Annotated in this window: 13 protein-coding genes; 6 read left to right on the forward strand and 7 right to left on the reverse strand. The window is 72.4% G+C overall.

The window, feature by feature from the left end; genetic code table 11:
• Positions 1-41 precede the first annotated feature (41 nt).
• From CRP49_RS04530 to CRP49_RS04545, 3 genes are all read right to left on the reverse strand, one after another.
• A complete protein-coding gene (locus CRP49_RS04530; protein ID WP_257033312.1) occupies positions 42-1,067 on the reverse strand; it encodes a cytochrome P450 in 1,026 nt (341 codons plus the stop codon).
• Positions 1,068-1,707: 640 nt separating this feature from the next.
• Positions 1,708-3,339 carry an L-glutamate gamma-semialdehyde dehydrogenase gene (gene pruA / locus CRP49_RS04540; protein ID WP_097252248.1) on the reverse strand — a complete coding sequence of 544 codons (1,632 nt, stop codon included), beginning with the start codon at positions 3,337-3,339 and terminating at the stop codon, positions 1,708-1,710.
• Positions 3,340-3,378: 39 nt separating this feature from the next.
• Positions 3,379-4,305, reverse strand: coding sequence for a proline dehydrogenase family protein (locus tag CRP49_RS04545; protein ID WP_097252249.1), 927 nt, complete (start codon positions 4,303-4,305; stop codon positions 3,379-3,381).
• A 167-nt stretch (positions 4,306-4,472) separates the two neighbouring features.
• On the opposite strand from CRP49_RS04545, the gene CRP49_RS04550 reads away from it, so the two are divergent.
• Positions 4,473-5,672, forward strand: a complete 1,200-nt coding sequence (locus tag CRP49_RS04550) for a PucR family transcriptional regulator (RefSeq protein WP_373560326.1) — start codon at positions 4,473-4,475, stop codon at positions 5,670-5,672.
• Positions 5,673-5,682: 10 nt separating this feature from the next.
• Here the strand turns inward: CRP49_RS04550 and CRP49_RS04555 are convergent, their stop codons facing one another.
• Together CRP49_RS04555 and CRP49_RS04560 are read right to left on the reverse strand one after the other, a co-directional pair.
• Positions 5,683-7,497 (reverse strand): Ig-like domain-containing protein, encoded by a 1,815-nt coding sequence (locus CRP49_RS04555; protein ID WP_101374583.1) that lies wholly within the window; start codon positions 7,495-7,497, stop codon positions 5,683-5,685.
• Between the two features lie 49 nt (positions 7,498-7,546).
• A complete protein-coding gene (locus CRP49_RS04560; protein WP_097252252.1) occupies positions 7,547-8,626 on the reverse strand; it encodes a hypothetical protein in 1,080 nt (359 codons plus the stop codon).
• A gap of 405 nt (positions 8,627-9,031) precedes the next feature.
• Here CRP49_RS04560 and CRP49_RS04565 point away from each other — a divergent pair, with 405 nt between their 5' ends.
• The 4 genes from CRP49_RS04565 to CRP49_RS04580 all read left to right on the forward strand — a co-directional run bounded on the left by CRP49_RS04565 (position 9,032) and on the right by CRP49_RS04580 (position 13,955).
• Complete coding sequence (locus tag CRP49_RS04565; protein WP_097252253.1) at positions 9,032-10,516, forward strand: ABC transporter substrate-binding protein; 1,485 nt, start codon at positions 9,032-9,034, stop codon at positions 10,514-10,516.
• Positions 10,513-12,225: an ABC transporter permease subunit gene (locus CRP49_RS04570; RefSeq protein ID WP_097252254.1), complete on the forward strand. Its 1,713-nt coding sequence runs from the start codon at positions 10,513-10,515 to the stop codon at positions 12,223-12,225. The genes CRP49_RS04565 and CRP49_RS04570 overlap by 4 nt, the downstream gene beginning before the upstream one ends.
• A gap of 69 nt (positions 12,226-12,294) precedes the next feature.
• The gene (locus CRP49_RS04575) at positions 12,295-13,269 is read left to right on the forward strand and encodes an ABC transporter ATP-binding protein (RefSeq protein WP_097252255.1); all 975 of its coding nucleotides are present in this window, start codon (positions 12,295-12,297) and stop codon (positions 13,267-13,269) included.
• A complete protein-coding gene (locus tag CRP49_RS04580) occupies positions 13,266-13,955 on the forward strand; it encodes a dipeptide/oligopeptide/nickel ABC transporter ATP-binding protein (protein ID WP_097252256.1) in 690 nt (229 codons plus the stop codon). Before CRP49_RS04575 ends, CRP49_RS04580 begins: the two co-directional genes overlap by 4 nt.
• Here the strand turns inward: CRP49_RS04580 and CRP49_RS04585 are convergent.
• On the reverse strand, positions 13,930-14,505 hold the full coding sequence (locus tag CRP49_RS04585; protein ID WP_097257188.1) for a TetR/AcrR family transcriptional regulator: 576 nt from the start codon (positions 14,503-14,505) through the stop codon (positions 13,930-13,932). The two genes, CRP49_RS04580 and CRP49_RS04585, sit on opposite strands and share 26 nt — an antisense overlap.
• Positions 14,506-14,602: 97 nt before the next feature.
• On the opposite strand from CRP49_RS04585, the gene CRP49_RS04590 reads away from it, so the two are divergent.
• Positions 14,603-16,147, forward strand: a complete 1,545-nt coding sequence (locus tag CRP49_RS04590; RefSeq protein WP_097252257.1) for an MFS transporter — start codon at positions 14,603-14,605, stop codon at positions 16,145-16,147.
• Positions 16,148-16,313: 166 nt separating this feature from the next.
• Here the strand turns inward: CRP49_RS04590 and serA are convergent, their stop codons facing one another.
• Positions 16,314-17,903 (reverse strand): phosphoglycerate dehydrogenase, encoded by a 1,590-nt coding sequence (gene serA / locus CRP49_RS04595; protein ID WP_094220585.1) that lies wholly within the window; start codon positions 17,901-17,903, stop codon positions 16,314-16,316.
• Positions 17,904-18,038: the final 135 nt, after the last annotated feature.

An 18,038-nucleotide genomic window follows, 5' to 3' on the forward strand; every position in this document is an offset into this window, starting at 1 on the left:
TGTGACCGCTCCCCCTTTTGGAGGGGGATTCCCGGGTGCCCTCAGCTGCGCGAGGTGGCACGCAGGCGCAAGCCGACGGTTGCGAGACCTTCGAAGGTGGCGACCTGGTAGGCGGGTTCCGGTCCGGGCGGTTCGCTCAAGCGGTAGCGGCGGGCGGTCTGCGCGGTCAGGAGCGTCAGCATCGCCATGGCCAGGGCGGCTCCCTCGCAGCCGTGCGGCCCGGTACCGAAGGGGAGGAAGACCCCGGGTTTCGCCGACGAGTCCGAATCGTCGAGCCAGCGCTCGGGCTGGAACCGGTCCGGCTCGGGGTGTTCCCGTGCGTCGCGGTGGGCGGTGTAGAGGCAGACGAGAACGGTGGACCCGGCGTCGACGGTGTAGTCGGCGAGCTGAGTCTGTCGCGTGGCGCGCCGGGTCAGCAGCCAGCTCGGGGGGTGCAGTCGGAGCACCTCGCGTACCACTGCCTGGGTGTATTGCAGGCTGTCGAGGTGGGCGCTGGTCGTCTCGGCCGGGTCCGCGGGCAACAGGGCGGCTTCGGCCGCGACGCGGCTCGCTGCCTGGGGGTACCGGGCCAGGTGGAGCAGGATCCATCCGGCTGCCCGGGTAGGTGTCTCGAAGGTGGCGACGGTGATTCCGGGGAGAGTGTCGAGGACGGCCTCTTCCGGCAGTAGGCCGTAGCGGGAGGAGGGCCGGAGTATCTGTCCCAGCATGTCGTCACCGAGCCGGCCCGATGAACGGCGCCGGCGGACGATGGGCCGCAGCGCGTCGGTGAAGGCGACTTGCTGCCGTGTGCGGAACCGCCGTGCCGGTGTGGGGACCCAGTGCGGCCATACCCAGCGCGAGGGGCGTACGAGCACCTCCCGGGCCAGGAAGAGCTGTGCGGCAAAGGGCATCAGGGTGGGAGCGTCTTCGGAGAAGAGGTAGCGCACGCCGATCTCTGCCAGGGCGTGCCGGACCGGGGGCAGAATCTCGACGTCCTGGCCCGTGGGCCACTGGTCGGCAAATCGAGCGGCCCCGGGCGCGATCTCACCGATCCGGGCCGCAACCGCCTGGGCGCGTAGTCCACGCATGCGGGCGGCGTGAGCGCGCGCACGCTCCTCAGGTGTCGGTGCTCCACTCGACCGCTTCAACGGCGGGAAGAGAGGCGAGGGCACCTTGGGGAAGTCCTGCGCGCGGCGCAGAACGTCTTCACACGGCCCGGCCGTAGCGGCTACGTAGACACCCGGCTCCAGCTGCCAGACGTCCCCGCACTCGTCAGCGCCACGGCGCGCCAGTGCCAGCCGGTCGCGGCTCCAGGCCGCGAAGCTGCCTCCGGGCAACCGCGGCGGCTCGTTCGTTCGGCCCACGAGATCATCCCTGGCGCCGGCGGGCGCCCGGGGGCGCCCGCCGGCAGTGCGGTCAAGCCCAGTCGTCGCCGGCGTACGCGTTCCAGTCGTGTTCCCCGTACGCACCGTAGTGGCGGGTGAAGGACAGCTTGCCGAGCAGCTTGGCGATCATGACGTACTCCTCTCGCCTGTCTGAGCACTCCCAGCCGAGGGTTTTCGGCAAAGAAGTTCCCACTAGCACCAAATGCCACGCGTGCCATATTGCCACATATCGCACATTTAGCGGGTAAGTCGCAGGTATGGATATATAAGGTTGAATTGGAAACGGGCCGGGAAGCCTGCTCGGATGTCAGGCTTCCCGGCCCGTCGCTCGGGGGGCTGAGGATCAGCCCATGTGCGGGTACGTGTAGTCGGTCGGCGCGACCAGCGTCTCCTTGATGGCGCGGGTCAGGGTCCAGCGCAGCAGGTTCTGCGGGGCGCCGGCCTTGTCGTTGGTACCGGAGGCGCGGCCGCCGCCGAAGGGCTGCTGGCCGACGACGGCGCCGGTCGACTTGTCGTTGATGTAGAAGTTGCCGGCCGCGTAGCGCAGCTTCTCCATCGTGTACGCCGCCGCGGCGCGGTCGTTGGAGATGACCGAGCCGGTGAGGGCGTAGTCGGAGACCGACTCCATCTGCTCCAGCATCTCGTCGTACTTGTCGTCCTCGTAGACGTACACACCGAGGACCGGACCGAAGTACTCGGTGCGGAAGACCTCGTTCTCCGGGTCGGTGGAGACGATGACGGTCGGGCGGACGAAGTAGCCGACCGAGTCGTCGTAGGTGCCGCCCGCGACGATCGTGCAGGTCGGGTCCTCCTTGGCGCGGTCGATCGCGGCCTTGTTCTTGGCGAAGGCACGGTCGTCGATCACGGCGCCGATGAAGTTCGACAGGTCGGTGACATCACCCATGGTCAGGTAGTCGACCTCGGCCGCGAACTCCTCCTTGAAGCCCGAGTTCCAGATGGAGGCCGGGATGTAGGCGCGGGAGGTCGCGCTGCACTTCTGGCCCTGGTACTCGAAGGCGCCGCGGGTGAGGGCGGTCTTCAGGACGGCGCGGTCCGCGCTCGGGTGGGCGACGAGGAAGTCCTTGCCGCCGGTCTCGCCGACCAGACGCGGGTAGGAGCGGTACTTCTCGATGTTGTTGCCGACGGTCTTCCACAGGTACTGGAAGGTCCTGGTCGAGCCGGTGAAGTGGATGCCGGCGAGGTCGCGGTGCTCGAGGGCGACCTTGGAGACCTCGATGCCGTCACCGGTGACGAGGTTGATGACGCCCTTGGGCAGACCGGCCTCCTCCAGCAGCTGCATGAGGAGGACGGCGGCGTGGGTCTGGGTCGGGGACGGCTTCCAGACCACCACGTTGCCCATCAGCGCGGGCGCGGTGGGCAGGTTGCCCGCGATGGCGCTGAAGTTGAAGGGCGTGATCGCGTAGACGAAGCCCTCCAGCGGGCGGTGGTCCATGCGGTTCCACACGCCCGGGGAGTTCGCCGGGGGCTGCTCGGCGAGGATCTGGCGGGCGTAGTGGACGTTGAAGCGCCAGAAGTCGACCAGCTCGCAGGGGGTGTCGATCTCGGCCTGCTGGGCGGTCTTGGACTGGCCGAGCATGGTGGAGGCGGCGATGGTCTCGCGCCAGGGGCCGGCCAGCAGCTCGGCGGCGCGCAGGATGATCGCCGCGCGGTCGTCGAAGGACATCGCGCGCCAGGCCGGCGCGGCGGCCAGGGCCGCGTCGACGGCGTCCTGCGCGTCCTGCTGGGTGGCGTTGCGCAGGGTGCCGATGACGGCCTTGTGGTTGTGCGGCTGGACCACCTGGATGGTCTCGCCGGCGCCCATCCGCTGCTCGCCGCCGATGGTCATCGGCAGGTCGATCGGGTTCTCGGCCAGCTCCTTGAGCTTGGCCTCCAGGCGGGCGCGCTCGGGCGAGCCGGGGGCGTAGCCGTGCACCGGCTCGTTGACGGGGGTGGGGACCTGGGTCACAGCGTCCATGAGATCCGTAACTCCTTGTACGTGAGCGGGTGTTCGGGCTCAGCCCTTGCTGACCATGGAGCGGAGGAAGAAGCGCAGGTTGGCGGGCTTCTCCGCGAGACGGCGCATGAAGTAGCCGTACCAGTCGGTGCCGTAGGCGGTGTAGACGCGCATGCGGTGGCCCTCGGCGGCCAGCCGCAGGTGCTCCTCGCCGCGGATGCCGTAGAGCATCTGGAACTCGTACTCGTCCAGTTTGCGCCCGGCCTGGTGGGCCAGTTCCTGGGCGATGGCGATGAGGCGCGGGTCGTGGGACCCGATCATCGGGTAGCCCTCGCCCTCCATCAGGGTCTTCAGGATGCGCACGTAGGCCTTGTCGATCTCGTGCTTCTGCTGGTAGGCGACCTCGGCGGGCTCCTTGTAGGCGCCCTTCACCAGGCGGACGCGGCTGCCGGCCGCGGCGAGGCGGCGGGCGTCGGCCTCGGTGCGGAAGAGGTAGGCCTGGATGACGCAGCCGGTCTGCGGGAAGTCCCTGCGCAGCTCCTCGTGGATGGCGAACATCGAGTCCAGGGTGGTGTGGTCCTCGGCGTCCAGCGTGACGGTCGTGCCGATGGCGGCGGCGGCCACGACGACGGGCCGGACGTTGGCGAGGGCCAGTTCGTGGCCGCCTTCCAGCGCCTGCCCGAACATCGACAGCTTGACGGACATCTCGACCTTCTCGCCCAGCTCCAGGTCGCGCAGCCGGTCGATCAGCTCCAGGTAGGCGTCCCGGGCGGCGGTGGCCTGCTCGGGGGTGGTGATGTCCTCGCCGACGACGTCCATCGTCAGCTCCAGGCCCTTGGCGGTCAGGTCCTTGATGATCGGGACGATGTCGCGCACGGTCTCACCGGGGATGAAGCGGTCCACGACCTGCTTGGTCACCGGGGCCGCCGAGATCAGGCGTCGCATCCGGTCGCTGCGCGACGCGGCGAGAATCACGGGACCCAGCACGGGGCACCTCCACAACAAAAGCACCAGAAGACGGCCGACATCCCACGATTCGGGTACGGCACGGAGAACCACCGTGAAACCTAAGGATCTCTCCGATCGTCGGCCATCGACAGCTGTCACGCATCCGTGCACTGGATCTCAGACAGATGTATGAAGGCGGCCCGGAAATGCGCGAGAATGCCCGAGTGGCGGCGGAATTCAAGGCTGATTACCAGGAGCTGGTGGACGAGATCTCGGAGCTGCTGGGGGCGCCCGCGACCCTGGAGAACCGGGACTTCGAGCTGATCGCCTTCGGTGCGTACGACAGTGAGGGCGACCTGGATCCCTCCGCGCTGGACCCGGTGCGCACCCGCTCGATCCTGACCCGGCGCTCCACGGCGGCGGTGCGGGCATGGTTCGAGGGCTTCGGCATCACGCGCGCGACGGGACCGGTACGGATCCCGCGGACCCCGGAGGCGGGGGTGAACCGGGGCCGTATCTGCCTGCCGGTACGCCATCGGGGTGTGGTGCTGGGTTACGTCTGGCTCCTGGACTACGACCCCGGCCCCACGGACGCCCAGCTGACCGCCGCGATGCGGGTGACAGGCCGGATCGGTGCCCTGCTCGCCGACGAGGCGCAGGCGGGGGCGGGTCTGAGCCGGGAGCTGCGGGCGGTGCTGACGGCGGAGAGCGGGTGGCAGCGGGACATGGCGGTGGCCGAGTTCCGCACGGCCCTGGGTCCCCGCGCGGACGCCCCGCACACCCTGGTCTGCGTCGCCCCCTGGTCCTCGGCCGACCCGGACGAGGCCCCCTCGGTCCGGACGGTCCCGCACGCCACCGCGCTGTGCACGGTGCCGTGGGGGACGACCGGTCAGAGTCTCGCGATCCTGGTGCGGCTGCGCTCGACGGATGTGGCGGTGCCCGCGCTGACGGCGGCCTCGCGGCTGTTGAAGGAGGCGGAGGGGAAGCGGTCGGGCGCGGCCGCGGCCGGTGTCGGCGAACCCCGCTCCGGCCTCGCCGAACTGGGCACGGTCTGGCAGGAGGCCTCCGCCGCCGCGCGCGCCGCGCTGGCCGAGCCGCGGCTGGGGCCCGTGGCCGAGTGGCGGCGCATCGGCCCGTACCGACTGCTGACCGCGCTGCCCCCGGAGGCCGCCCGCGACCCGGCCGTCGCCCTCCTCCTCTCCCCCGCCCACCAGGAACTGGCCCGCACGGCCGAGGTCTATCTGGACCGCGCGGGCCAGGCCGGCCGCGCCGCGGCCGAGCTGGGCATCCACCGCCAGACCCTCTACTACCGCCTCTCCCGGGTGGAGCAGCTGACGGGCCTGGACCTGGACGACGGCGAGGACCGCCTGCTGCTGCACATGGCGCTCAAGAGGGCGCGGCTCTAGGGCCTCCGGGTCAGCGGCACTGTCCGGACCGCGGCCCGGTCACCGTGTTGTCGCTCTGGTTCAGGGCGGGTTCGTTGCCGTCGCAGGAGAGCGGGCCGTTGACCTGGTTGTCCTCGAAGGTGGGGGTGCCCTCGTCGGGCAGCGGGCCGCTGCCGCTGTTGCCGGTGATGCTCACTGCCCCGGTCACCGTGTTGCCGCCGGCCCCGATGCCGCCGGTGTTGGCGTCCAGGGTCAGCGGACCCCGGATGACGTTGCCCGCACAGGTCGTCGCGTCGCCACCGATCCGTACGTAGCCGGTGCTGTGCCTGACGGTGAGGGGCCCGGTGAGCGTGGACCGGCAGACGGCGAGGGCGAGAGCCCCGTCGGCGGTGACGGCTCCGGTGATCCGGGCGTCCGAGACGGCGAGCGATCCGCCGGTCTGCACCGTGACCTTGCCGTCCTGGCTGCCGCCGGGGCCGATGCAGATCGCCTGGTCGGCCGGGACGGTCAGGGCGCCGTGGTGGGCGGTGGTGATGCAGGGCCGGCTGAAGCCGACCGTGAGGTCCGTGGGCCCGTCGGTGGCACTCGGTGTGAAGCTCTCGTCGCCGCTGTAGGTGGCGGTGAGCGCGTGGGCGCCGGGGCGGAGCCCGCCGGTGGTGAAGCGGGCCCGGCCGGCTTCGAGCGGCACGGTCGCCAGCGGGGTCGTGCCGTCCGAGAAGGTCACCGTGCCGCTCGGGGTGCCCGCGGCGGGGTTCGCCGGGGCGGCGGTGGCGGTGAGGGTGACGGGGTGGCCGAAGAGCGGGGTGGACGTGTCCGTGGCGAGCGAGACGGTGGTCCCGTAGCGGAAGGAGACGACCGCCTTGCCGGTGCCGTGGTTGACGCCTTGGAGCAGGGAGACCTCGGACGCGGCCGGTGTCGCGTAGCCGCTTCCGCCGCCGCCTCCGGCCCCGTAGAGGTTGCCCGGGTTTCCGCCGCCGGAGCCGCCTCCGCCGCCGAAGTAGCCACCGCCGCCTCCGCCGCCGCCGTTGCCGCCCCGGGCACCGTTGCCGCCGGTGCCGCCGCTGCCGGGGTTGGGCAGGCCGGTGTTGGGGTCGGTGTCGCTCGCGGCGCCTCCGGGGCCGCCGAGGGCGGAGTTGGGGCTGCCGGTGCCGGGTGTGGTCCGGCTTCCGCCGCCACCGGCGATGCCGGACCCGTCGGGGCCGCCGCCCTGGCCGCCGTCCTGGCCGACCGGGCCGCCTCCGTCCCCTCCGTGCAGGAGCGGTCCGCCGTTGCCCGCGCCTCCGCCGCCGCCGGCCACCAGGACCCGGTCGGCGGCGCCGAAGTCGCCCACCCGCACATCGGAGGCGCCGCCGCCGGAACCGCCGCCGCCATGGGCGCCCCCGCCGCCGGACCCGTGACCGAATCCGCCCGGCCGGGCGAACTCGCCGTGCCGCGAGGTGCCCGGGATGCCGGCTGCCCCCACGGTGACCTGGAGTTTCTGGTCCCCGGTGACGGCCAGCCGGGCCTGGCTCTTCCCGCCGAGTCCGCCCGGTGCTCCGGTGTTCGGCGGGTTGGGGGCGACGAAGCCGGCCGCGCTGCCGCCCTCGGCGCCGTACAGGTCGACGCTGATGGCGTCCACGCCGTCCGGCACGGTGAAGGTGTCCGTCCTCCCGGCGGTGCTGTAGGTGCAGGTGGGCGGGGCGGTGGTGAACAGGCCGCCGGTGCCGCAGGGCGACGCGGGGGCGGCGGTGGAGGAGTCGGCGGGATCGGCCGGGACGGCGGCCCCGGCCGGGAGCGGCGCGAGGACCGCCGCGACCAGGCCGGCCGCGCCGACCGCGGGCAGGAGCGTGGTTCTGAGGAGGCTCAACGGGGTTCCCTGAGGGAGGAGTCGGATCATCGGGGGCGGCGCGGCGGGATCAGACGCCGTCGTCGGCGCACAGGGCCCAGACGTCGGAGGAGGTGCTGGGCGAGCTGCCGCCGCCGGTGTGGGTGAAGGCGGTCCAGTAGGCGGCCGTGGTGGTGCCGTCGGCGACCGGGGTGCCGCCGGAGTCGCTGGGGTAGCTGCCGTTGAGGTGGTCGCCGACGGAGCCGGGGCCGGTGAAGTCGGTCGTGGTGACGCTGCCTCCGCTGATCGCGGCCCCGCCGCTGACGAGCTTGCCGTCGTTCTGGCCGCAGCCGGCGGTCACGGTCTGGCCGCTGGTCGCGGCGGTGGGCCCGCTGACCTCGCTGAAGCGCACCTTGACGGTCGTACCGCCGATGTTGATGTTGTTGCCGCTGCAGATGGCGTAGGCGTAGGTGGTGTTGCTGCTGTTGCCGCCACCGCCGTTCCAGCCGACCGCGGTCCAGGAGTCGGGGTTGGTCTCGCCGTCGGCCGCGGCCTTCTGTCCGTAGTCGTGCGCGGAGTTGTTGAAGGTGGGGAAGCTCGCGATCGGCTTGAGGCTGCCGACGCTCGCGGGCGTGATGCGGGCGCCGCCGCCGAGCAGCCGGGTGTTCGCCGGGCAGGTGGCGGTGACCAGGCCGACCGTGCCGCTGGTGGTCGGAGCGGCGATCTTGTTCATCACCACCTGGGTGTGGTTGATGAGATTGCTGGTGAGGCACAGGGCGTACGGGGTGCTGGAGAAGTCGGCGTTGACCGCTCCCCCGCTGCCGCCGATGCCCAGCCAGTAGGCGACGTCGGTGCCGACGACGCCGGTGGAGCCGGTGTACTCGGTGCTGCCGTCGGGGCTGGGCGAGGTGCCGTTGATCTTGTTGCCGTTGGACGAAGTGCCGGTGCCGATGGCCTGGTTGATGCCGCCGCCGGAGATCAGGCCGCTCGTGCAGTGGGCGTTGGTGCTGATCTCGGAGAAGGTGGAGGCGGGGCCGGCCGTGGCGCCGGGGGTCTTCACCGTGACCCCCACGGTGTTGGCGTACGCGACACCTGACACCGCGAGGGCGAGTGCGGCGGCGATGACCAGGGTCTTTCCTACGGCGAGCCGCCGCAGACGTCTTGTCCTCATCGAGTCCTGCCTTTGGGAATGCCGCTACGGGGAGAGCCCCCGTGCGGAGGGGCGACGAGCCGGGCGGCCGTCGCGTGGGCCGACTCACTCCCTGTGGGGAGTTGGCTCCGATACCGCGGCAGCGGCGTCTCCCAGGTGTCTCGGGGCACCCGCCGACCGCTGGAGCATGCGGACCATATCAGCCAGGAAGGGTCGCATCTACAGCGCTATTTGATGGAAATCCCTGGCAGATGCGGCATGCACATTTCGGTCCGACCGCGCCTCGGGTGAACCACACAGACAACGGCCGGACACGCCCGACCCTGCTCGTGCGATGCTCCAGCGGACGGCAAGTTGTTGAAAATGATTATCATCGTGCTACGGTCGGCGCACCATCCTTGACCACCCCTTTACCCGGAGGGTCCCGTGCCCCTGCCCGGCCGCCGCCTGCTCCCCGCCGCCGCCCTCACCGCGGCCTCCGCCCTGCTCACCGGCTGCTTCAGCGGCGCCGGGCCGGACTCCGAAGAGGGCGGGCGGATACGCGTCGCGATGATGCAGCCCCCGCGTTCCGGCCTGTCCCCGCTGTCCGACGACGCGTTCAAGCTGTCCCGCTGGTCCACCGCCGAGACGCTCGTGAAGCTGGACGAGGACGGCGACGCCAAGCCCGCGCTGGCCACCAAGTGGAGCCGTTCCGGGCGCAGTTGGACGTTCGTGATCCGTGACGGGGTCACCTTCCACGACGGCACCGAGCTGACCGCCGAGGACGTCGTACGGTCCCTCACCCGGGCCGCGGCCGCCTCCCCCAAGCCCCGCATCCTGGACGGCGTCGAGCTGACGGCGCGGGCGAAGGGCCACTCGGTGGTCGTCACCACCGCCGAGGAGGACCCGCTGGTGCCGCAGCGGCTCAGCTCCCCGCAGCTGTCGATCCTGGCGGCCAGGGCGTACCAAGGGAAGACGGTGAATCCGGTCGGGGCGGGGACCGGGCCCTTCGCGCTGGTCGCCGTGCGGGGCACCGCCTCCGCGACCCTCGACCGGTACGACGGCTACTGGGGCGGACGGGCCAAGGCCCCCGGGATCGACGTGTCGTTCGTCCCGGACGGCACCGCCCGTGCCGCGGCCCTGCGCAGCGGCGAGGCCGACATCGTCGAGGCGGTGCCGGTGTCGCAGGCCGCGCTGCTGGACCAGGACCTCGTCACCGAGGTCCCGATGCCGCGCACCAACACGCTGTACCTGAACACCGCCAAGGGCCCCTTCAAGGACCGGGGTCTGCGAGCGGCCGCGCGCGAGGCGATCGATGCCGGGTCGGTCGTCGAGGGGGTGTACGAGGGGCGGGCCGACGTGGCTGAGGGGCTGCTCGGGCCCGCACTGCCGTGGGCGGCCGGGCTGCGGCCGGGCGTCCGGCGCGCCAAGGCCGGCGATCCGGGCGGGCGCTCCCTCACCCTCGGCACCTTCACCGACCGCGCCGAACTGCCCGAGGTCGCCGCCACGCTCCAGCAGCAGCTGCGGAAGGCCGGGTTCAGGGTGAAGCTGGACGTGCGCGAGTACGCGAACATCGAGTCCGACGCGCTGGCCGGCGAGTTCGACGCGTTCCTGCTGTCCCGGGCCACCGTCCTGGACTCCGGGGACCCGGCCGCCTACCTCTACAGCGACTTCGCCTCCGACGGCTCCTTCAACCTCTCCCAGCTGCGGGACCCTTCCGTGGACCGCGCGGTGCGGGAGGCGAGCGGGACCGGGACCGGTGCGGCCCGCCGCAAGGCCGTGATCGCGGCCGAGTCCGCCGTGCTCGCCACCGACGCCGCCGTGCCGCTGCTGCACGAGCGGGTGATCCAGGGTGACGCGGCGGATGTGGTGGGCGCGGCCCATGACCCGCGGGAGCGGGAGCTGGTCACGGCGGACACCTACGTCAAGTGAGGCCTTCCGTCGACACGTTGACCCGGGCCGGCGCGCTGGCCGGTGTGCTGGCCGCGGTCGGGGTGCTGCCCTGGCTGTCCGGCCGGGACCCGGCACTGACCGTGCTGCGGGCGCGCTCCGCCGAGCAGGAGCCGACCCGGGAGGCCCTGGACGCCGTACGCCGGGACCTCGGTCTGGACGCCGGTCCGCTGCCGCTGCTCGGGCAGTGGGCCGCCGGTCTCGCGCACGGCGATCTCGGCACGTCCTGGGTGTCCGGCAGCGGAGTTCTGCCGTCCGTGCTGGCCGGGCTCCAGGTGTCGCTGACGCTGATGGGGGCGGCCCTGGGCGTGGCGGTGCTGCTGGCCGCCGCGCTCGTCGCGCCCGTGCTGGTACGGGGGCGGGGGTCGGGCGGGGCGGTGGCCGCGATGCTCGCGGCCGTGCCCGAGTTCCTGCTGGCGACCGTCGCGTTGCTGGTGTGCGGGGTGTGGCTGGGCCTGCTGCCCACGTCCGGGTGGCGGGGGCCCGGATACCTGGTGCTGCCGGCGGTGGCGCTCGGGGTGCCGGCCGGCGGGCTGCTCGGCCGGCTGGTCGCGGACGCGCTCCCCGCGGTGCTCGGGGAGCGGTGGGTGGAGCTGTGGCGGGGCGCGGGGGTGAGCCGGGTGCGGATCGCGGCGGCCGCGCTGCGCCGGGCGCTGCCGCCGCTGGTCCCGCAGTTCGGGATGGCGGCCGTCGGACTGACGGGTGGTGCGGTCGCGGTCGAGACGGTGTTCGCGGTGCCGGGCATCGGGCGTACGGCCCTGGGTGCGGCGAAGTCGCAGGATCTGCCGCTGCTGCAGGGGGCGGTGCTGGCGCTGTTGCTGCTGGGACTGGCCGTGGGCGCGGCGGCGGCGTTCACCCGGCGTCGGCTGCTGGGCCCCGCCCTGCGTGACGCCTCCCTCGCCCTGCCCGCCGCCCGGCCGGTCCGTACACACCCGGCCGTCCCGTTGACCCTGTTCACACTCCTCGCCGCGGCAATCGGCTGGGGCCTGCTGCGCGACCCGTACGCCGTTCACACCACCGCCCGCCTGGCCGCACCCACGGTGGCCCATCCGCTCGGCACGGACGGTCTCGGCCGCGACGTCCTCGCCCGCCTCGGGCACGGCGCCGCCATCACCGTCGGCACGGCGGCGGCCGTCTGCCTGCTGAGCCTGCTGGCCGGCCTGGCCCTGGGTTTCCTGCCCGGCGTCGCGGCGGGCGCGGCGGACATCGCCAACGCGCTGCCTCCGGTGATCGTCGGCATCCTGGTCGCGGCCGTGTCCGGCCCCGGCACGGGCGGCGCCGCCCTCGCGGTCGCGCTGATCTCCTGGCCGCCGCTCGCCGCACACGCGGCGGCGCTGGTGCAGGAGGTGCGCGCGTCGGCGTTCCTCCTGGCCCAGCGAGCCATCGGCGCGCCCCCGTGGTGGGTCCTGACCCGGCACGTGCTCCCGACGGTGGCCGGCCCGGTCGCCCGGCACGCCCTGCTGCGCCTGCCCGGCATCGCCCTCGCCCTGGCCTCACTGGGCTTCCTGGGCCTCGGCGCCCAGCCACCCGCCCCCGAGTGGGGGCTCCTCCTCGACGAGTCCCGCGCCTACGTGGAGCGGGCACCCTGGGCCGCGCTCGCTCCGGCGGCGGCACTCGCGCTGCTCGCGGGGCTGGCCGTCACGGGGGCGCCGTACACCCAGCCCCGCATGAAGGAACGGACCGATGGATGAGCGACCGACCGAGGAACGGCCGACGGATGAGCGGCCGACGGATGACCGAACCGATGGATGAGCGAACCGATGGATGACGTGCTGCTGTCCGTGCGCGACCTGCGGATCGGCTTCCGCGGGGTGGACGCCGTGCGCGGGCTGTCCTTCGACGTGCGGCCGGGTGAGGTGCTGGCCGTGGTGGGCGAGTCGGGTGCGGGCAAGTCGCTCACCGCGCGGGCCCTGCTCGGCATGGTGCCGCGTGGCGCGAGGACGAGCGGGAGTGTCCGGCTGCGCGACGAGCCCGACCTCGCCGCAGCCCGGGGACGGCGCGTGTCCCTCGTCCCGCAGGACGCCCTGTCCGCGTTCTCCCCCGTACACCCCGTGGGCGATCAACTCGCCGCCGCCGTGAGGTCGGTGCGCCGCGTGTCCCGCCGGGAGGCGCGTGCCCTGGCCGTAGCCGCGCTGGACCGGGTCGGCATCCCCGACGCCGTGCGGCGGGCCCGGGCGTATCCGCACGAGTACTCCGGCGGTATGCGTCAGCGGGCGGTGGTGGCGATGGCGACCGTCAACGACCCGGAGCTGGTCGTCGCCGACGAGCCGACCACCGCGCTGGACGCGGAGCGCCGCGAGCAGGTGCTGCGGCTGCTCGCCGAGCGGACGGCTCGGCGCGGGGCCGCGCTGGTCCTGGTGACGCACGACCTGGACGCCGTACGGGAGCACGCCGACCGGGTGCTGGTGCTGTACGCCGGCCGGGCTGTCGAACTCGGCCCGGCCGAGGCGGTGTCGACCCGCCCCCACGCCCCCTACACCGCCGGCCTGCTGGCCTGTCTGCCCGGCCACTCCCCCGACAGCCCCCGGCTGCCCACACTGCCCGGCTCCCCGCCACCGCCGGGTGCGCTGCCCCCGGGCTGTGCGTTCGCCCCGCGCTGCCCGCTCGCGACGGAGTCCTGCCGCGCCACGGAGCCCGAGCCACGGGAGCTGGCGGGCCGACTGGTCGCATGCCACCACGCGGAGCAAGTCCCGCCCGTCGCCGCCGAGTTGTTCCGGAAGGAGCTGCCCGCATGAACCCCCTGCTGGAGGTCCGGGACCTGGTCGTCCGCTACGGCTCCGTCACCGCCGTGGACCATGTCTCCTTCTCCGTGGCGGTGGGCGAGACCCTGGCCCTGAACGGCCCCTCGGGCTGCGGCAAGTCCTCGACGGCTCTGGCGGTGCTCCAGCTGCGCCGCCCGGCGAGCGGCCGGGTCCGCTTCGAGGGACGCGAGTTGACCGGCCTCCCGGAACGGGAGCTGCGCCCGCTCCGCCCCCGCATCCAGCCGGTCTTCCAGGACCCGTACGGCTCCCTCAGCCCCCGCCACCGCATCCGCGACGCCGTCGCCGAGCCACTGAAGGTGCAGGGCCGCTGGCACCGGGAGACCGGGCAGGCCCGGGTCGCCGAACTCCTCGACCGGGTCGGCCTGGCCCCCGCCCTCGGCGACCGTTTTCCGCACGAACTCTCCGGCGGGCAGTGCCAACGCGCCGGAATCGCCCGCGCGTTGGCCTCCGAGCCCCGGCTGCTGGTCCTCGACGAACCGGTCGCCGCCCTGGATCCGTCCGTCCGGGCCGGCATCCTGAACCTGCTCGCCGACCTCCGGGACGACCTGGGCCTCGGCTGCCTGTTCATCTGCCACGACCAGGCCGTCGTACGGCACTTCGCGGACCGGGTGGTGGAGATGCGGGACGGCCGGATCAGCTCTTCGCGGCCGCTTCGATGATCTGGCGCAGGCCCTCGGTGAGGGCGTCCCCGTCGGCTGCGGTCTTCGGGTCGAACGTCCACTGTGCGATGAGTCCGGTCATCAGCGTCAGGTAGAACCTGCCGAGCGTGTCCGCCGTCTCGTCGGAGACCTCCTCTTCCGGCACGCCCATCAGCAGAGCCACCAGCCCGCGCCCGCCCTCCCGCTGGGCGCGGGCCAAGTGGTCACGCACCTCCGGCAGTTCGATGGTCATGACCTCCATGCTCAGCCGCCACACCGAGCCCGGCTCCCGCATGGTGCCGACGATGTTCGACCACACCCAACGGAAGCGCTCCAGCGAACCGGGCGCGCCCTCGATCTCGGGGCCGCCCCCCTCGAAGGCGCCGGACATGTTCTCCACGAGCGCGATGTAGGCCTGCGCGAGCAGCGCGTCCTTCGAGCCGTAGTGGTAGCCGATCGAGGCCAGGTTGGTCCCCGACGCCTTCACGATGTCCCGCGCGGTCGTGCGCGCGAAGCCCTTTTCCAGCAGGCAGCGCTTGGCGCCTTCCAGCAGATCTTCACGGTGTCCCATGCGGACCACCCTACCGCCGATCCATACAACCGTCCTAGACGCATGACTTATACAAGCGTTCTAGACAAGCGTTTAAGACGCTCGTACAGTTCTCGGCATGACGAACTCGACGAGCACCAACTCCCCCGCCGGGCGCGCCGGTCGACGCGAATGGACCGCACTGGCGGTGCTGATGCTTCCGCTGCTGCTGGTCTCCATGGACGTCTCGGTCCTCTACTTCGCCATCCCGGCGATCAGCGCGGACCTCGAACCGAGCGGCACCCAGCAGCTGTGGATCTTCGACATCTACGCCTTCGTCCTGGCCGGCCTGCTGATGACGATGGGCTCGCTGGGCGACCGCATCGGCCGCCGCAAGCTCCTCCTGATCGGCGCCGCCGCCTTCGGGGCCGCCTCCCTGGTGGCGGCCTACGCGAACAGCGCCGAGACCCTGATCGCGGCCCGCGCGGTCCTCGGCATCGGCGGTGCGACCCTGATGCCCTCGACGATGGCGCTGGTCCGCACGATGTTCACCGACCCCGGGCAGCGGGCGAAGGCCATCGGCATCTGGTCCGGCGTGATGACCGGCGGCATCGCACTCGGCTCCGTGCTGAGCGGCGTCCTGGTCCAGTACTTCTGGTGGGGCTCGGTCTTCCTGGTCAACCTGCCCGCGATGGCGCTGCTGCTGGTCCTCGGCCCGATCCTGCTGCCGGAGTCGAAGAACCCCGAGCCCGGCCGCTTCGACTTCGTGAGCGTGCCGCTGTCCATGGCGGCGGTGCTCCCGGTCGTCTACGGCCTCAAGGAGATCCCGTCCGAGGGCTGGCACCCGCAGTACGTCGTCTCGGCCACCGTCGGCCTGCTCTTCGCGGCCCTCTTCGTCCACCGTCAGCGCACGGCCGCCTCGCCGATGATCTCGCCGGCCCTGTTCCGCGGCCGGGGCTTCGCCCCCGCGGTGGTCCTGAACCTCGTCTCCGCGTTCGCGATGATGGGTTCGGCGTTCTTCACCACGCAGTACCTGCAGTCGGTGCTCGACAAGAGCGCGATGGAGGCGGCCCTGTGGGCGCTGCTGCCCTCGGTGCCGATCGGCATGGCGGCCCCGATCGCGACCTCCCTCGTCCAGAAGGGCGTCAACCGCGCCTACGTGGTCACCGCGGGCTTCGTCATCGCCGCGGCGGGCTACGGCCTGCTGGCCCTGGCCGGCACGGACTCCCTCTGGCTCGTCCTCGCCGCCTGCGGCGTCCTGGCCTCCGGCATCGTCATGGTGATGTCGCAGATGACCGACCTGGCCATGGGTGCGGCCCCGGTGGAGAAGGCGGGCGCCGCCTCCTCCCTGCTGGAGACCGGCCAGGAGTTCGGCGGCGCGCTGGGCATGGCGGTCCTCGGCTCCATCGGTACGGCGATCTACCGCCACGAGATGCCGTCCGCGGCCCCGGCCGAGGCCCACGAGACCCTGGGCGGCGCGCTCGCGGTCGCCGGACAGCTGCCGGGGCGCACGGGTGACGCCCTGGCGACGGCGGCCCGGGAGGCGTTCACCACCGGCATGCACGGCGCGGCCCTCGCGGGAGCGGCGGTCCTGGCCCTCGCGGCGATCGGGGCGGCGACGACCCTGCGCCGGATCCACGTGCGGGAGACTCCGTCGGGGGAGCGCGAGGAGGCCGTGGTCTGAGCCCGACTCACAGCACACCAAAGCGCCGGGCGGACTGAGAACCCTCAGTCCGCCCGGCGCTTCACGACGGCGATCAGCCGCATTTCAGCCCGTCCGGCGTTTGAGGACGAGGCCGTTCAGGCCGAAGCGGGGGTCTGGGGGCGGCGGCCCCCAGGTACGGCCAACCTCAGCTCAGGTTCACAGACCGAGCCGACGCCGCCCCGATTTCCTCGGCGACCTCGGCCAGAACCCCGGCGGACACCGTGTCATCAACCGTCAGCACAGCCAACGCCTCTCCGCCGACGCCGGCGCGAGCGACCTGCATGCCGGCGATGTTGATGCCCGCCTCGCCGAGGATGCGGCCGACGGTGCCGACGACACCCGGGCGGTCCTCGTAGCGCAGGACGACCATGTGGTCGGCGAGGGCGAGGTCGACGTCGTAGTCGCCGACCGCGACGATCTTCTGCACGTGCTTCGGACCGGCCAGCGTGCCGGAGACCGACACCTCCTCGCCGTTGCCGAGCGTGCCGCGCACGGTCACCACGTTGCGGTGGTCGGCGGACTCGGAGCTGGTGGTCAGGCGCACCTCGACGCCACGCTCCTGCGCGAACAGCGGAGCGTTGACGTACGACACCGTCTCGTCGACGACGTCCTCGAAGACACCCTTGAGCGCGGACAGCTCCAGCACCTTGACGTCGTGCTGGGTGATCTCGCCGTAGACCTCGACGTCGAGGCGGACCGCGACCTCGCCCGCGAGCGCGGTGAAGATACGGCCGAGGCGCTCGGCGAGCGGCAGACCCGGCTTGACGTCCTCGGCGATGACACCGCCCTGGACGTTCACCGCGTCCGGCACCAGCTCACCGGCGAGCGCGAGGCGCACCGACTTGGCGACGGCGATACCGGCCTTCTCCTGGGCCTCGTCCGTCGAAGCACCGAGGTGCGGGGTGGCCACCACCTGGTCGAACTCGAACAGCGGGGAGTCCGTGCACGGCTCCTTCGCGTACACGTCCAGACCCGCGCCCGCGACGCGGCCCTCCTTGAGCGCCGAGTACAGCGCCTCCTCGTCGACGATGCCGCCGCGGGCCGCGTTGACGATGCGCACGCTCGGCTTGACCTTGCGCAGCGCCTCGTCGCCGATCAGGCCGAGGGTCTCGGGGGTCTTGGGCAGGTGGACGGTGATGAAGTCGGAGACCTCGAGCAGCTCGTCCAGGGACAGCACCTTGACGCCCATCTGCGCGGCCCGCGCGGGCTGCACGTAGGGGTCGTAGGCGACGACCTTCATGCCGAAGGCGGACATGCGCTGCGCGACGAGGGCACCGATGCGGCCCAGGCCCACGACACCCAGCGTCTTCTCGGCCAGCTCGACACCCGTGTACTTGCTGCGCTTCCACTCGCCGTTCTTCAGCGCGGCGTTGGCCTGCGGGATGTTGCGGGCGGTGGCGACGATCAGACCGCAGGCCAGCTCGGCGGCCGTGACGATGTTGGAGGTCGGGGCGTTGACGACCATCACGCCGGCCTTGGTGGAGGCGGAGACGTCGACGTTGTCCAGGCCGACGCCGGCTCGCGCGACGACCTTGAGCTTCTTGGCGGCGGCGATGGCCTCGGCGTCGACCTTGGTGGCGGAACGGACCAGGATCGCGTCGACGTCGGCGATGGCGGGGAGCAGTTCGGCTCGGTCGGCTCCGTTGCAGTGCCGGATCTCGAAGTCCGGGCCGAGCGCGTCGACAGTCGCGGGCGACAGCTCTTCAGCGATGAGTACGACGGGTTTCGAGCTCACGTGAGTCCTCACAAGTCCAATGCGGACGGCCGTCCCGACGGCCGCTGGCGGTGGAGGGGGCTAGCCGCGGAAGACGCACGACGCTGTGGGCCTGACGCGTATGTTGTGCAGCAGTGTAGTGGCGTGCCGGAGGGC

It is taken from the genome of Streptomyces sp. Ag109_G2-15 (genome assembly GCF_900215565.1).
Taxonomy (GTDB): Bacteria; Actinomycetota; Actinomycetes; order Streptomycetales; family Streptomycetaceae; genus Streptomyces; species Streptomyces diastatochromogenes.

Coding starts and splice junctions, on each gene's coding strand:
- CRP49_RS04585 (WP_097257188.1), bottom strand. CDS start 14,505: ATGGGACACCGTGAAGATCTGCTGGAAGGCGCCAAGCGCTGCCTGCTG.
- CRP49_RS04560 (WP_097252252.1), bottom strand. CDS start 8,626: ATGAGGACAAGACGTCTGCGGCGGCTCGCCGTAGGAAAGACCCTGGTC.
- CRP49_RS04550 (WP_373560326.1), top strand. CDS start 4,473: ATGCGCGAGAATGCCCGAGTGGCGGCGGAATTCAAGGCTGATTACCAG.
- CRP49_RS04580 (WP_097252256.1), top strand. CDS start 13,266: ATGAACCCCCTGCTGGAGGTCCGGGACCTGGTCGTCCGCTACGGCTCC.
- CRP49_RS04590 (WP_097252257.1), top strand. CDS start 14,603: ATGACGAACTCGACGAGCACCAACTCCCCCGCCGGGCGCGCCGGTCGA.
- CRP49_RS04530 (WP_257033312.1), bottom strand. CDS start 1,067: ATGCGTGGACTACGCGCCCAGGCGGTTGCGGCCCGGATCGGTGAGATC.
- CRP49_RS04575 (WP_097252255.1), top strand. CDS start 12,295: ATGGATGACGTGCTGCTGTCCGTGCGCGACCTGCGGATCGGCTTCCGC.
- pruA (WP_097252248.1), bottom strand. CDS start 3,339: ATGGACGCTGTGACCCAGGTCCCCACCCCCGTCAACGAGCCGGTGCAC.